Raw genomic sequence first — 14410 nt, forward strand, 5'->3', positions numbered from 1 at the left:
AACGTATTTATTATATAACTATTTCCATAAAATTGCAAACGATTTTACCCTTTTCTAAAAATATAAAAGCGCCTGTTTCCAGACGCTTGTATATTTTTAGATTGGAAGCTCTTATGCTTCTCCACCATTTTTCTTAATGATTTCTTCTTGAACTGATTTAGGAACATCTTCATAGTGGTCAAATACCATCATGAATGTACCACGTCCTTGAGTTGCAGAACGAAGAACAGTTGCATAACCAAACATTTCAGCAAGTGGAACGTAAGCACGAACGATTTGGCTGTTACCATGTGCTTCCATACCATCAACACGTCCACGACGAGCTGTAACGTGTCCCATAACATCTCCAAGGTTTTCTTCTGGAACTGTTACAGTAACCAACATCATTGGCTCAAGGATAGCAGGTTGTGCAGTCTTAGCCGCTTCTTTAAGAGCAAGAGATGCTGCGATCTTGAAGGCAGTTTCAGATGAGTCAACATCGTGGTATGATCCATCATAAAGTTTAGCTTTAACATCAACCATTGGATATCCTGCAAGAACACCGTTAGCCATAGTTTCGATCAAACCTTTTTCAACTGCTGGTACAAATTCACGAGGAACCACACCACCGACGATGGCATTTTCAAACTCGAATCCTTTACCTTCTTCGTTTGGTGTAAATTCAATCCATACATCACCGAATTGACCTTTACCACCTGATTGACGTTTGAAGAATCCACGTGCTTGAGTTGAAGCGCGGAATGTTTCACGGTAAGATACTTGAGGAGCACCTACGTTTGCTTCAACTTTAAATTCACGACGCATACGGTCAACAAGGACATCAAGGTGAAGCTCACCCATACCTGAGATAACTGTTTCACCAGTTTCAACGTTTGTTTCAACGCGGAATGTTGGATCTTCTTCAGCAAGTTTTTGAAGGGCGATACCCATTTTATCTTGGTCAGCTTTAGACTTAGGCTCAACCATCAATTGGATAACTGGTTCTGGAACGTTGATTGACTCAAGAATAACTTTTGCTTTTTCATCAGTTAATGAGTCACCTGTAGTTGTATCTTTCAAACCAACAGCAGCTGCGATATCCCCTGCGTAAACTGTGTCAATTTCTTGACGGCTGTTTGCGTGCATTTGAAGGATACGTCCGATACGCTCACGTTTACCTTTAGAGGTATTCATAACGTATGAACCTGATTGAAGAACACCAGAATAAACACGGAAGAATGTCAAACGACCTACGAATGGGTCAGTCATGATCTTGAAGGCAAGCGCTGCAAACGGCTCATCATCAGATGCTGGACGAGTTTCTTCTTCATCTGTATCTGGGTTAATCCCTTTAATCGCTGGAATATCAACTGGACTTGGAAGGTAATCAATAACTGCATCAAGCATCAATTGAACACCTTTGTTTTTAAAAGCTGAACCACATAATACTGGGAAGAATTCAACGTTGATAGTTGCTTTACGGATAGCAGCTTTCAATTCTTCTTCAGTGATTTCTTCACCTTCAAGGTATTTCATCATCAAATCTTCATCAGTTTCAGCAACTGCTTCAACTAATTTTTCACGATATTCTTCAGCTTGCTCAAGGTAATCTGCTGGAATATCTTCTTCAAGAATATCTGTACCAAGGTCGTTAGTATAGATTTCAGCTTTCATCTTGATAAGGTCGATGATACCACGGAAATCATCTTCTGCACCGATTGGCAATTGAATTGGGTGTGCATTTGCTTGAAGACGGTCATGAAGTGTGCTTACTGAGTAAAGGAAGTCTGCACCGATTTTATCCATTTTGTTAGCAAATACGATACGTGGAACACCGTATTCAGTCGCTTGACGCCATACTGTTTCAGTTTGTGGTTCTACACCTGATTGTGAATCAAGAACAGTCACGGCACCATCAAGAACGCGGAGTGAACGTTGTACTTCGATAGTGAAGTCCACGTGTCCTGGTGTGTCAATGATGTTAACACGGTGATCATTCCATTGTGCTGTTGTCGCAGCAGAAGTGATAGTGATACCACGTTCTTGCTCTTGCTCCATCCAGTCCATTTGTGAAGCACCTTCGTGAGTTTCACCGATTTTATGGATTTTACCAGTGTAGTAAAGGATACGTTCCGTTGTTGTTGTTTTACCAGCATCAACGTGAGCCATGATACCGATGTTACGAGTTTTTTCTAGTGAAAATTCGCGAGCCATTTGGTTTTCTCCTATAATTTTTTATTTTACTTTATTATTATACCATATTATTAAGAAAAGCGAGTGGGTTAATCCCACCCGCTTGATTTCTTACTCATGGTGTAAATTAGATGAGGTAAGCCTCAATCCTATTTGTGATGATTGGACGATAAGTTGCTACCATAATCTCAATTGATTTATGTAGAACTGACTTAACGTCCTCACATCCTAATTGAACTCGGGCTACAACTCACTGACAAAAAGATGAACCTCATTGATTGCACAGCAATCTGCTTCGCTTCCCTATTTTGTCTAGGAGTTGCTTGACGCCCTCGTATCTTAATCTTACCAGCGGAAGTGTGCGAACGCGCGGTTTGCTTCTGCCATTTTGTGAGTATCTTCACGTTTTTTAACAGCTGCACCTGTGTTGTTTGCTGCATCCATGATTTCTTTTGCAAGACGATCAACCATAGTGTGCTCACCACGGGCACGTGAGATGTTTACCAACCAACGAAGACCAAGTGTCGTACGACGCTCTGGACGAACTTCAACTGGGACTTGGTAGTTAGAACCACCGACACGACGGGCACGTACTTCAAGAACTGGCATGATGTTTTCCATAGCTGTCTCAAATACTTCAAGTGCGTCAGTACCTGTAGCTTCTTTGATTTGATCAAAGGCACCGTAAACGATGCTTGCTGCTGTACCACGTTTACCATCAAGCATAACACGGTTGATAAGACGTGTTACAAGTTTTGAGTTGTAGATTGGATCTGGTAATACTTCGCGTTTTGGCGCTTGATTTTTACGACTCATTTTTTCTTATCCCCCTTCTTATTATCCTTTAGGACGTTTAGCACCGTATTTAGAACGGCCTTGTTTACGATCAGCTACACCTGCAGTATCAAGTGCACCACGGACGATGTGGTAACGTACCCCTGGAAGGTCTTTTACACGTCCACCACGGATAAGAACCACACTGTGTTCTTGCAAGTTGTGTCCGATACCTGGGATATACGCAGTAACTTCGATAAGGTTGCTCAAACGTACACGAGCGAATTTACGAAGGGCTGAGTTAGGTTTTTTAGGTGTCATTGTACCAACACGAGTTGCTACACCACGTTTTTGTGGTGAAGATACGTTAGTTTGAACTTTTTTGTGGCTGTTGTAACCAACGTTCAAGGCTGGTGATTTAGATTTTTCTACTTTAGATTTACGTGGTTTACGAACCAACTGGTTAATTGTAGGCATCTACATTTCTCCTGTAAAATTTTTTATTTTTGGTTGACATGGCACGTGGTGACCGCCCATATCTGTGTGTACTTTTGCAACAATTGTCAGCACGTCTCTGTACACTTTTGAGAGACCAAAAGTAAAAAGTACCGTTAAATATAATAACATATATCCTCATTCACGTCAATTCTTTTTTCTAAAAAATAGATTTAAGGAAGAAATCAATGGATGACGAAAGTTCTATAATGAAGTTAGCCACCTTACCTTAGTCAAGAATTAGATGTTTCACTATGTTTGAGTAAGTTGATGATTTCATTTGATAACAGGCTTGAAGCTGTTAGGCTAGGTGCCCAAGGCTAATCATAGCCTTGGTTTAGCTGAAAAAACAGCTTCAAGGGTTCCTGTTGTCAAATGAAATCTGATGTAAGGTATAAGAAAACACCTCTGTGCTATACTTGTTGTTCACCACAAACACAAGGAAAGGCACAGAGATGCAAAAGTATTATACACCAAAAGGGAAACATTTGACAATAGATAACCGTCGCTTGATTGAGCGGTGGAAACTTGAAAATAAGTCCAATCGTGAAATTGCAGGCTTGCTTGGAAAGGCTCCTCAAACAATTCATAATGAAATCAAGCGTGGGACAACCTTACAACAAGTGCGAAAAGGGGTCTACAAGAAAGTTTATTCTGCTGATTATGCACAAACTGTTTACCAATCCAATCGAAAACGGTCGGTTAAAAAGATAATCCTAACGAAAGAAATGAAAGAGAAGATTTTACACTATCATAAGCAAAAATTTTCGCCTGAAATGATGGTTAAGAAGAAGCAAGTGAAAGTTGGTATTTCAACTATCTACTATTGGTTTCATAATGGTCATTTAGGTTTGACAAAAGCGGATATGCTTTATCCTAGAAAATGGAAAGCTGTCAAGAAGCAAGCCAGTCCGAACTTTAAGCCAGCTGGTAAATCAATTGAAGAGCGACCGGAGGTCATCAATCTTCGATTGGAAAACGGTCATTATGAAATTGATACAGTTCTACTAACCAGAGCGAAAAATCAGTGTCTTTTAGTCTTAACCGACCGACGAAGTAGACACCAAATCATAAGATTAATTCCAAATAAAACTGCTGAATCTGTCAATCAGGCACTTAGGTTACTAATAGCTGAGTATCATATTTTATCAATAACTGCAGATAATGGTTCGGAATTTAGTCGATTGGTTGAAGTGTTTCCTGAGGAACATATCTACTATGCACATCCCTACTCTTCATGGGAAAGAGGTTCAAATGAAAACCATAATCGATTGATTCGGAGATGGTTACCTAAAGGAACCAAGAAAACGACTCCGAAAGAAGTCGCTTTTATCGAAAATTGGATTAATAACTACCCTAAAAAATGCTTGGACTACAAGTCGCCAAGTGAATTTCTTTTGGGTGGCTAACTTCAACTTGAAATTTGGGAAATCAATGGATGACTGCAGACCTAGCAAGTATAATCGAATAAATAAAAAACTTCAAAAGTTAGACTTATCCTAACTTTTGAAGTTCTTGGGCAAAAAAAGATTCTATCTCGCCTTATCTCTCATCTTTTTTACGTTTATAACTAGCTAAAGCTGCTGCACTTAACATACCAAATCCAAGAAGACTAGCAGAACCATAAGTTGCCTCTCCTGTTGTCGGAAGTGTGTTATTTGTCTTATCTAAGGCTTTTGTCCCATTAGATACCACAGAATTAGACATTACTACGCTTGGTGAAGCAGGACGTTTCTGTGCTGTCTGTGACAAGACGTTACGACTAGCCTTCTCAACACGATTTTTCTGCTCTAACTGAGCCACTTGTTCACTTACTGGGATATTGACTTGTTCGTTCGACACTGTATCAACAGGTTTGAGACCTGTCGTATTAACAGGCTTCTGAGGAAGAACAACTTCTGTAATCACTCCGTCTTGCTCTGTCGGAATCACAGACTCTTGTTTTGCTAATTGCTCTTTTTGTAGTGCTAGCAAGACTTTTTGAGCAGCTACTAATGTAGCTTGTTTCGCTTCAAGCTGTGTATTGGCTTCTTTTAGTTGATTCGCTAAGGTTTCTTGTTCTTCAATTGCTAAAGCCAATTGAGATGTCAGAGTTTCTAACGTTTCAATAGCTGCCGCTAATTGTTCTTGACTCTCTGCTAATAAGTTTTCATTTTGATACTTCGCTAATAACTCTTTGGTTGCAGCTAACTCTTCACTTAAAGTATTCACTTTGTAATCAGCTGCACCTTTTGCCACAATCAAATCTCCTAGTTCAGATTTAACCGTATCAAAATTATTTTGAGCCGTTACTACAACAGCTTGTAATTCTGCTAGGCGTTTCTCTTCTAGTTCTAGAGCAGCTTGATTAGCCGCTACAGACTGAGTAGCTGTAGTTAGCTGAGTAGTTAAAGTTGATAAAGTCGCTTTTTCGCTAGATAATTGAGCAGATAGAGTGTCAACTTTATTTTGCGCAGCCACTACCGTTGAGTAGGTTGAAATATTGGATTGTTTAGATTGTAAGTCTGAAATTTTAGCTTTAAGATTACTGATTTCTTGACGGACCTGAGAAATCTTAGTTTCATCAACAGTTGATTTTGTTGCCACAATTGGTGTTCGAGAGAAACCTGATGATTGAATCTCGCTTTCTTTAACAACTAAATAATGTTGTGTAAAGGCAGTAGAAACACCTGTTGCACCCAAACCATTAATTCCTACACCAATATAGGCCGCCTCTCCACTATCACCTTTCAAGAAGGTACGAGTGTGACCAAAGTTTGAGCTAGCATCTGTAAAGAGCATGTAAATCAATTGATAATAGATCTTACTCTTTAGAGCATCTACCGTTGTCGTATGACTAGACAACCAAGTTGTTCCCATATTTTCATACCAAGAAGCGGTTAAACCTGCTTTACTTGCTTCTTGATTTAAAATGGTAGTATCATGAGCGCCATTTTCATATTGAATACGAGAATGCTTGCTAACATAGGCTGCAGAAACACTTTCAGCAAATGCCATTGAGGATTCTGTAATAGTTAGAGGTGATAAATTAAAGGCTGCGCGTACGGGATTGAGTAACTCAACAACAAATTGAGTCAATTCAACTTGAACTTCGTGGCTGATGTTATTGACATCAACTAAGCGTGTTGTGTCCTCTGCAATGGTCTTATAAGCTGTACTAGAGCCAACAAAACCATCACCCACAACACCATTTGCAGCTGCCGCCGCCTTACCAATTTGAATCAATTCATTCTTAGCGGCAGCAGAGATGGAACTATAATTGCGAATATTGGAAAGCTGTGTAGCATAGTTAGCAGGCACTACTAGAGTATTTCCACCTGTAACAGACTTCACTTCTGTTGTAGCAGTTTGAAGTTGACTCAATTCTGCTTCTTTTTCTGACAACTCTGTCTTAGCTTGCGTCAATTCTGTTGAAATTGCTGTTGAAGCGGTTGCCTTTGCGGCTTCAAGTTCTTTATCAGCAGTTGCAACTTCTTTTTCAAGACTCGCTACCTTAGCCTCACTACCTGCCTTTTCTTCGGCTAATTTTTCAGGGGATTGAACGGCTTCTGATAAAGTAGCAATGGTTTTTTCGCTCTCGCTAACGGCATCCTTAGATTCCTGTAATGCCGTATTAGCCGCTGCTGCCTCGGCTTCTTTTTCTTGTACAGCTTGACCTGCTACCTCTGAAGCTGTAGTGGCCGTTTCTAACTCAGAAGTAATTGCTTGGATTTTATCTTGAGTTTCAGAGATAACTTCAGGACTAGATTCTGAAGCGATGATTTCTGCCTCTGCTACGGCACTTTCTGCTGCTGTCACAGCTGTCTCTGCTTCAGCCACTTGCTCAGTCAAGTCTGCTACTACCGCATCTTGCTCGGTAGCAGCTTGAGTAGCTTGCTGTGCCGCGTCATTAGCTGTGGCTACTTCTTTTTCAGCATCGGCAACTGCTACAGTAGCCTCTTCGATGGTTGGGGTTGACTGTGTCGTTGTCTCCTCTGTAGTTGTTGTCACTTGAGTGGCTGTTTCTACATCCTCTGCGTGAACAGTCTGGTTAAGCCCACTTGCACCTAGAACAGCAAGTGTTGCAGATGTCGTTGCCAAAGTCGTTGTTAATTTATTCGTTTTTTTATTATCAATTGATTGATTTTCTATGTTCATTTTTATACCTCATTATATCTATAAACAATTAGAATTTTATCATAAAAAAGAGAGAGGGACAATCCTATCTCTTTTACAAAATTGTTACAGTTCAAATAAATTCCCTAATTCAACGCGAATAAATTTATTTTTTGTATCTAATTCAGCCACACTAAGAAGAGATTTATAGTCCACCAAATCCTTTTCTTCCTGCCGGTTTTCTGCAAATACCGCAACACCGACTAAGTGGCTATCAAATTCAGATAATAGACTGACCATTCCTGTAATCGTCCCGCCACCTTTTAAGAAATCATCTACAATCAAGACATTACTGTTAGGCTTTAGACTGCGTTTTGATAAAAACATCTTTTCAATGCGGTCACTCGAACCACTAGCATAGTTCACACTGACGGTCGATCCCTCTGTTATTTTTAAATCGCGACGAACAATAACAAATGGTACATTTAAAACATTTGCTACCGCATTAGCTAAAGGAACACCCTTGGTAGCTACAGTCATCACTGCATCTATCTTTTTTTCCTTAAAATGTGAAGCAATGATACGCCCTACTTGATTAAGAATGTGTGGTGTACTTAATAAATCTGATAAGTAAATGTATCCTCCAGGTAAGATACGATCACTTTCAGATAGACGATCACGTAAATCTGAAGCGACTTGATATGCCTCTTCTTTAGAAATGGTAGGTGTAAAGAGAACTCCTCCACTAGCTCCTGTCACTGTTTCAATTTCACCAATATGAGCTTCTTCAAAGGCTTTTTTAATAATAGAGATATCTTCTGAGATGGACGACTTAGCTGTTTCATATTTTTCAGCAAATACATTTAAGCTTGTTAATTGATAAGGATGATTGATGAGGTAGTTAGAGATGACCACCATACGCTCACTTCTTCTTAATTTCATACAGTTCTCCAGAAATTTATTTTCTGCTATTATATCATAATATAAGTAAAAAACGAACATTAAGTCCCCTCATGTTCGTTTTTCTTGGTTTTTTACTGATGATATTTTGGTTTGTAGAAGGAACGATTGTCCAAAGCAAAGACACGATTCGTCATTTCTCCCTCGGATACACGGCTAAGTGCTGTCTGCATCATCATCATTTCCGCATCAATATTATCAATCATATGAAGAATCTCAGCCTCCATAATCATAGGACGTACTGGGCTACCATATTCCAGCTGTCCATGGTGGCTTAAAATCAGATGGCGAAGCACAATAACTTCTTCTTTATCATCAGGGATATCTAGCTCTGTGATAACTTTGGTAATTTCCTCATTGATTAAGGAAATATGGCCAATCAGGTTACCGCGTACAGTATATTCTGTATTTTCTGGCCCAGTCAACTCAATCACCTTGGCTAAGTCATGCAACATAATGCCTGCAAATAATAAGCTCTTATTGAGGTCTGGATAAATGTCTCCAATCGCATCTGCCAAACGCACCATCGTAGCAGTGTGGTAAGATAAGCCATTTTCAAAAGCATGATGGTTTGTTTTAGCTGCTGGATAGGTGTAAAACTCCTTTCCAAACTTACGATAAAGCGCACGCACAATCCGTTGCCAAGTGGCATTTTCAATCTTAAAAATCATCTGATCAAGATATTCTTTAATATCATCAAGGTTAACAGGTGATTTTTCTTTAAAATCTTTAGGATCGGAAGGTTCTCCCTCATGAACTAGTCTCAAGGTGATTTGGTTCACTTGAGGCATCCCATTATAGACCTCTCGTCGGCCCTTCATAAAGATAACTTTACCTGCTATAAATTTTTCCACATTGTGAGCTTGTGCGTCCCATAGGTTTCCATTGATTTCTCCTGTGTCATCTTGAAAGGTAAACGCGATATAATCCTTACCTGCTCTAGTTTTTCGTACTTCCGCCGACTTAATAAGGTAATAGCCTTCAAAAAGTTGGTCTTTTTTCATCTGGTTAATTTTCATGGTTTTCCTCAATTTCTAGATTTGGTAAGAAAGAATCATCTTGCTCTACTTGCTCAAGACGATCCAAGCTACGTAATATGGCCTTGGTTCGTGTCGATAAAAGACTATCGATATTTTGACTCGCACGGTTTAATTGGGTCTGCGTTTTCGTTAGAAGACCTTCAAATTTACCAAACTCGGTTTTAATCTGACCTAGAGCACGTCCAATATCATTAGCTGAACGCTGCAAACTCAAGGTCTTAAAGCCAACAGACAAGGAATTTAATAAAGCTGATAAGGTGGACGGACCCGCAATCACGATACGATCATCCCGACGCAAACTATCAAAGAAAGCAGGATGTCTGACGACCTCCGCATATAGTCCTTCTGTCGGTAAAAACATAATTCCAAAATTGGTTGTTTCAGGAGGATTAAGGTATTTTTTATTGATATCTTTAGCAAAACGTTTGATAGCCGCCAAAAGCATTTTTCGGTGCAGCTCGATTTCTTCCTTTTGACCTCTTTCATAGGCATCTTCTAAGCGATAATAATCCTCTAAAGGAAATTTTGAATCAATCGGCAAATATATGGTCTGCCCTTGGCTTTGTCCTGGGAGTTTAATGGCATACTCCACACGCTCTCTAGAGCCTGAAACAGTTGGGACTTCCACCTCATACTGACTAGGGCTCATAATATCTTCAATGATTTGTCCTAATTGTAATTCCCCCAAAATCCCTCTGGTTTTGGTATTGGACAGAACCTTATTTAAAGTCCCCACATCACGCGCCACCGTCTTCATCTCACCCAGACCTTGATTGACACTTTCTAATTGCTGAGAAACCGTTGCAAAGGAAGCTTGTAAACGGCTGTGTAATGTTTTATCCAGCTTTTCCTCTACAGTCACCCGCATCTCTTCCAAACGCTTTTCATTAGAGTCTTGCATCAATCTGACTGCGTCGGTCAACTGTTTGGTCATCATTTCCAAGCGTTGATCTGAGCGATCACGATGCTCCGTTAAGTGTTGCCCTAAGGTTTCTCGAATAGACAATAGCTGTTGATAAAGATCCCTTTGTAATTCCTGTAGTTGCTTACTTTGCTCAAGAAGCAAATTTTTATTGGCGACTTCTAACTGGTAAGACAGTTGATCGGATAAGCGATCCGCTTCTTCTTCTTGAAATTGTACTTGTCTTCGTTGGTCATCTGCTTGCTTCCAAATCAAATATAGCAAAAGGATTACTATGATGATCAAAATCAGATATAACATGCTACCTCCTATCTCTACTCCTTATCACTACAACATAGTCATCTTCTACGGTCACTTTTATGGGATCATCTAAAAATTCATTACTGGTATAAATCTTCTTCTTAAAATAATTCGAAGAAACTAAGGGGTATTTGGCACCTAAAATCTCCAAATCCCCCTCACCACTTGTCATAAAGGCAACATAGGGTAGCTGTGGCTCTGGCATAATCAGATGACTCCCTTTAGGATAGTAACTGATATGATTTTGCTGATCTCTTAAAAAAAGCTGACGCATAAAGGGGGAAAGTTCAGGATCGCTAGGCATAAAGAGGTTAGACAAAGCGTGGTCCAAACGTCCACCAAAGGCACCAAAAACTGTTACACATGCTTCTGGATACTGACGAAAGACCTCTTTTAAAGCTAGCTCTGTATCTGTATCATTTTTTTCAGGCTGGGCTTGACAGACTCTTTGAGCTTTTTTAACGATCAAGGCTTTTTCTGAGGTTGATACGGAATCAAAATCTCCCACAGCCAAATCAAGTGGCAGACCCTTATCTAAGAGATATAGACAAGCTCGGTCCACCCCTACAATATAATCAAAATCAAAACAAGCTCCTGTGATGTCACCAGAGGCAAAAACAGCAACCGTTTTAGGCTTCAATTGCTTTTTTGAGTGTTGCCACACGTTCATTTAAATCTCCATTAAAGGCATAAGAACCTGCTACAAAGACGTTAGCTCCTGCATCTTTTGTTGCTTTGATGCTCTTATCATCAATCCCACCATCCACTTCAATATCAAAGTCTAAACCTTTTTCTTGACGCAGTTGGGCAACTCTTTTAATCTTTTCGACCATCTCAGGAATAAAGGCTTGCCCTCCAAATCCTGGGTTAACTGTCATAATCAAAACCTGATCAACCAAATCCAAAACAGGTATCAAAGCCTCAACAGGAGTTCCTGGGTTAATCACGACACCTGCTTGCATCCCACAAGACTTAATCTTTTGAAGGGCACCATGAATATGGGTGGTTGCTTCCACATGAATGGTCATAATATCAGCACCTGCTTGAGCAAATTCCTCCACATAACGCTCAGGATCTACTACCATCAAATGACAATCAAAAATCAACTTACTATGTTTACGCATAGCAGCGACCACACCTGCACCAAAGCTGATATTTGGTACAAATTGACCATCCATGATGTCAATATGAACATATTCGGCACCACTTGCTTCAACACGCTTCAACTCTGTCGCAAAATTAGCATAATCTGCTGCTAAAATAGATGGGGCAATCTTAAATTGTGACATAATAACCTACTTTCTTTTGACTGTTTTCTTATATGTTTCACGACGATTTTCAATTTCACTGAGTAGTTGTAAGTAATTTTCATAGCGTCCTTGAAAAATCTCTCCCTGCTCAAGCGCCTGCTTGACTGCACAATTAGGCTCATGGGTATGGGTACACGATCTGAACTTACATTGTGGGGTTAGACGCGCTAGTTCTCTAAAGGCCTGATTTAAGTCCTCACTCTTTGTGACTTCATAGTCTAAGGAAGAAAAACCTGGGGTGTCTGCAATTTTCCCCCCATGAACAGTGTATAAACTCACTGCTCGCGTCGTATGACGGCCACGTCCAAGACTATCTGAAATCTCACCTGTTTCTAAAGCTAACTCTGGGGCAATTTTATTTAGTAAGGTTGATTTCCCAACCCCTGTTTGTCCCATAAAAACTGTTACACGATCTTTTAATAATGGTAAGAGCTCCTCTAAGTTGTAACATACCTCATAACCAATCTCTTGATAAACACGACGCAACTGGTCTAGCTCTGCTTGATCCTCCAATAAATCAAGCTTTGAAACATAAATAATCGGCTCAATCCGCTTATGCTCCAAAAGCACCAGAAAACGATCTAAAAGATTCGCATTAAAATCAGGCTCCTTAGCCGACATGATGACCACTGCTTGATCGATATTCACAATTGGTGGTCTCACTAAGCTATTTTGACGCTCTTCAATCGCTAACACATAGCCTTCTGAATGGTCTTCTGCTGAAAACTCAACCCAGTCCCCCACATAAGGTGTTTGACCTTTTTTTCTAAAATTGCCACGCGCCCTGGTCTGATAAACGTGACCGTCCGCTTCAACGTAATAAAATCCTGCTAGGGATTTGATAATTCTTCCTCGCAAATGAACTCCTTAATACTTAATATCCCTATTATATCAAAAAAAGAAAAAGGACAAAACCCAGATAGGTTTGCCTTTCTTATTTCTTTATAATCCTGCTTCTTTCAAAGCATCTGACAATCTCGCAAAGTCCTCAAGTGATAAGGCTTCACCACGTAAATTTGCAGTTAGCTCTGCTTTTTCCAAGGCAAGTTCTAGCTTAGCTTTAACCTCATCAGACTTTCCAAAAGCATTGGTCAAGTTGTTCCAGAGGGTCTTACGACGGTGAACAAAGCTGGCTTTAGCAACCTTGAAAAAGAAGTCCTCATCCTGAACAGCTACCGCAGGGCTATCAAGGCGTGTCATCTTTAAAATCGCTGAATCCACATTTGGCGCAGGCACAAATACGGTACGAGGTACGATGAAGGCCACCTTGGCAGTCATGTAGTACTGAACCGCGATGGACAGACTACCGTAGGCCTTGGTGTTTGGCTCGGCAGAAATGCGGTCGGCCACCTCCCGCTGCATCATGACCACAAACTCGCTGAAGGGAATCTTACTCTCAATCAGGTGCATGAGAATAGGGGTAGTGATGTAGTAAGGCAGGTTGGCCACGACCTTGATGGGCAGGTCAGGATTCTTGAAATTCTGAATCTGGGTCTGCAAATCGGTCTTGAGGATATCTTGGTTGACCACGGTCACATTGTCAAAGCGGCCCAAGGTATCCGCCAAAATCGGAATCAGACGGTCATCAATCTCAAAGGCCATGACCTCAGCGGCACTCTCCGCCAAAAACTCGGTCAAGGCTCCGATTCCAGGCCCAATCTCGATGACATTGACATCCTGGTCAATCTCTGCCGTGTCCACAATCTTCTGTAAAATATTGGTATCAGTCAAAAAGTTCTGACCGAAGGATTTCTTAAAGGTAAACCCGTGGCGCTCAAGGACGGCACGAGTAACGTTTTTGTCTGCAATTCTCATTTATTTTGCTTCCTATTTTCAAACTCTGCTAATAGACATTTTTTCAACTTTTCTAGCTCTTGTCCCTTCACACACTTTTCATCTGCATACATTTCATCAAATGGCAACCACCAAACTGGCCCTTTACCATTACGACCGTAATCGCCTAAATCACCAGATTTTCTTGGAAAAATATGCCAATGTAGATGACTATCTCCATTCCCTAGACTCTCAATATTTATTTTATCAGCAAAAAAAGCTTCACTAACAAGTTCCGATACGTCCGCCATCTCGGATAAATGTTGATTTCGAAAAAGAGGAGGTAAATCATGCAATTCAGTGACGTGCTCCTTGCACAAAAATAAAGTATACCCTTTAAAATGTTGGTGATCCCCAATAACGACATACCCTGTCTCAAGTTCTTTTACAAAATACGGATTTTCATTTTGCTTAATCCATTCAATCCTTTCACAGATAAGACACATAAAATTCTCCAATCACACGGCCATCTCACTCAATCGTGAAACAACACTTAAGTTTCTCATAGT

Annotated in this window: 13 protein-coding genes; 1 reads left to right on the top strand and 12 read right to left on the bottom strand. The window is 40.3% G+C overall.

What is annotated here, in order from left to right; translation table 11 throughout:
• Positions 1-111: 111 nt before the first annotated feature.
• The 3 genes from fusA to rpsL all read right to left on the bottom strand — a co-directional run bounded on the left by fusA (position 112) and on the right by rpsL (position 3423).
• Positions 112-2193: an elongation factor G gene (fusA, locus tag ACEE75_RS09425; RefSeq protein ID WP_354367693.1), complete on the bottom strand. Its 2082-nt coding sequence runs from the start codon at positions 2191-2193 to the stop codon at positions 112-114.
• A 324-nt stretch (positions 2194-2517) separates the two neighbouring features.
• Entirely contained in the window at positions 2518-2988 is a 471-nt protein-coding gene (rpsG, locus tag ACEE75_RS09430) for a 30S ribosomal protein S7 (protein WP_354367695.1), read from the bottom strand.
• A 21-nt stretch (positions 2989-3009) separates the two neighbouring features.
• Positions 3010-3423 carry a 30S ribosomal protein S12 gene (gene rpsL / locus ACEE75_RS09435; RefSeq protein ID WP_009854984.1) on the bottom strand — a complete coding sequence of 138 codons (414 nt, stop codon included), beginning with the start codon at positions 3421-3423 and terminating at the stop codon, positions 3010-3012.
• Positions 3424-3896: 473 nt separating this feature from the next.
• Between rpsL and ACEE75_RS09440 the strand changes: the two genes are divergently transcribed.
• Positions 3897-4850, top strand: a complete 954-nt coding sequence (locus tag ACEE75_RS09440) for an IS30 family transposase (protein WP_172054378.1) — start codon at positions 3897-3899, stop codon at positions 4848-4850.
• 133 nt (positions 4851-4983) lie between these two features.
• Here the strand turns inward: ACEE75_RS09440 and ACEE75_RS09445 are convergent, their stop codons facing one another.
• The 9 genes from ACEE75_RS09445 to ACEE75_RS09485 all read right to left on the bottom strand — a co-directional run bounded on the left by ACEE75_RS09445 (position 4984) and on the right by ACEE75_RS09485 (position 14347).
• On the bottom strand, positions 4984-7578 hold the full coding sequence (locus ACEE75_RS09445; RefSeq protein WP_447575551.1) for an SEC10/PgrA surface exclusion domain-containing protein: 2595 nt from the start codon (positions 7576-7578) through the stop codon (positions 4984-4986).
• An 84-nt stretch (positions 7579-7662) separates the two neighbouring features.
• Positions 7663-8478, bottom strand: a complete 816-nt coding sequence (purR, locus tag ACEE75_RS09450) for a pur operon repressor (protein ID WP_447575552.1) — start codon at positions 8476-8478, stop codon at positions 7663-7665.
• Positions 8479-8570: 92 nt separating this feature from the next.
• Positions 8571-9515 carry a 3'-5' exoribonuclease YhaM family protein gene (locus tag ACEE75_RS09455; RefSeq protein WP_354367701.1) on the bottom strand — a complete coding sequence of 315 codons (945 nt, stop codon included), beginning with the start codon at positions 9513-9515 and terminating at the stop codon, positions 8571-8573.
• The gene (locus tag ACEE75_RS09460) at positions 9505-10758 is read right to left on the bottom strand and encodes a DNA recombination protein RmuC (protein ID WP_354367703.1); all 1254 of its coding nucleotides are present in this window, start codon (positions 10756-10758) and stop codon (positions 9505-9507) included. Before ACEE75_RS09460 ends, ACEE75_RS09455 begins: the two co-directional genes overlap by 11 nt.
• 1 nt (position 10759) lies before the next feature.
• Positions 10760-11428, bottom strand: a complete 669-nt coding sequence (locus ACEE75_RS09465; protein ID WP_447575553.1) for a thiamine diphosphokinase — start codon at positions 11426-11428, stop codon at positions 10760-10762.
• The gene (rpe, locus tag ACEE75_RS09470) at positions 11388-12047 is read right to left on the bottom strand and encodes a ribulose-phosphate 3-epimerase (protein WP_447575554.1); all 660 of its coding nucleotides are present in this window, start codon (positions 12045-12047) and stop codon (positions 11388-11390) included. The genes ACEE75_RS09465 and rpe overlap by 41 nt, the downstream gene beginning before the upstream one ends.
• A gap of 6 nt (positions 12048-12053) precedes the next feature.
• Positions 12054-12926 carry a ribosome small subunit-dependent GTPase A gene (gene rsgA / locus ACEE75_RS09475; RefSeq protein ID WP_354367709.1) on the bottom strand — a complete coding sequence of 291 codons (873 nt, stop codon included), beginning with the start codon at positions 12924-12926 and terminating at the stop codon, positions 12054-12056.
• Positions 12927-13010: 84 nt separating this feature from the next.
• On the bottom strand, positions 13011-13883 hold the full coding sequence (rsmA, locus tag ACEE75_RS09480) for a 16S rRNA (adenine(1518)-N(6)/adenine(1519)-N(6))-dimethyltransferase RsmA (protein ID WP_447575555.1): 873 nt from the start codon (positions 13881-13883) through the stop codon (positions 13011-13013).
• Positions 13880-14347 (bottom strand): HIT family protein, encoded by a 468-nt coding sequence (locus tag ACEE75_RS09485; protein ID WP_447575556.1) that lies wholly within the window; start codon positions 14345-14347, stop codon positions 13880-13882. The genes rsmA and ACEE75_RS09485 overlap by 4 nt, the downstream gene beginning before the upstream one ends.
• Positions 14348-14410 lie beyond the last annotated feature (63 nt).

Source organism: Streptococcus sp. 11273D007BT, from assembly GCF_053547195.1.

Excerpts from the sequence above, each read along its gene's own strand:
- ACEE75_RS09460 (WP_354367703.1), bottom strand. The coding sequence starts at position 10,758 with ATGTTATATCTGATTTTGATCATCATAGTAATCCTTTTGCTATATTTG.
- ACEE75_RS09455 (WP_354367701.1), bottom strand. The coding sequence starts at position 9,515 with ATGAAAATTAACCAGATGAAAAAAGACCAACTTTTTGAAGGCTATTAC.
- ACEE75_RS09445 (WP_447575551.1), bottom strand. The coding sequence starts at position 7,578 with ATGAACATAGAAAATCAATCAATTGATAATAAAAAAACGAATAAATTA.
- purR (WP_447575552.1), bottom strand. The coding sequence starts at position 8,478 with ATGAAATTAAGAAGAAGTGAGCGTATGGTGGTCATCTCTAACTACCTC.
- rpsG (WP_354367695.1), bottom strand. The coding sequence starts at position 2,988 with ATGAGTCGTAAAAATCAAGCGCCAAAACGCGAAGTATTACCAGATCCA.
- ACEE75_RS09465 (WP_447575553.1), bottom strand. The coding sequence starts at position 11,428 with ATGAACGTGTGGCAACACTCAAAAAAGCAATTGAAGCCTAAAACGGTT.
- fusA (WP_354367693.1), bottom strand. The coding sequence starts at position 2,193 with ATGGCTCGCGAATTTTCACTAGAAAAAACTCGTAACATCGGTATCATG.
- rpsL (WP_009854984.1), bottom strand. The coding sequence starts at position 3,423 with ATGCCTACAATTAACCAGTTGGTTCGTAAACCACGTAAATCTAAAGTA.
- rpe (WP_447575554.1), bottom strand. The coding sequence starts at position 12,047 with ATGTCACAATTTAAGATTGCCCCATCTATTTTAGCAGCAGATTATGCT.
- ACEE75_RS09440 (WP_172054378.1), top strand. The coding sequence starts at position 3,897 with ATGCAAAAGTATTATACACCAAAAGGGAAACATTTGACAATAGATAAC.
- rsmA (WP_447575555.1), bottom strand. The coding sequence starts at position 13,883 with ATGAGAATTGCAGACAAAAACGTTACTCGTGCCGTCCTTGAGCGCCAC.
- ACEE75_RS09485 (WP_447575556.1), bottom strand. The coding sequence starts at position 14,347 with ATGTGTCTTATCTGTGAAAGGATTGAATGGATTAAGCAAAATGAAAAT.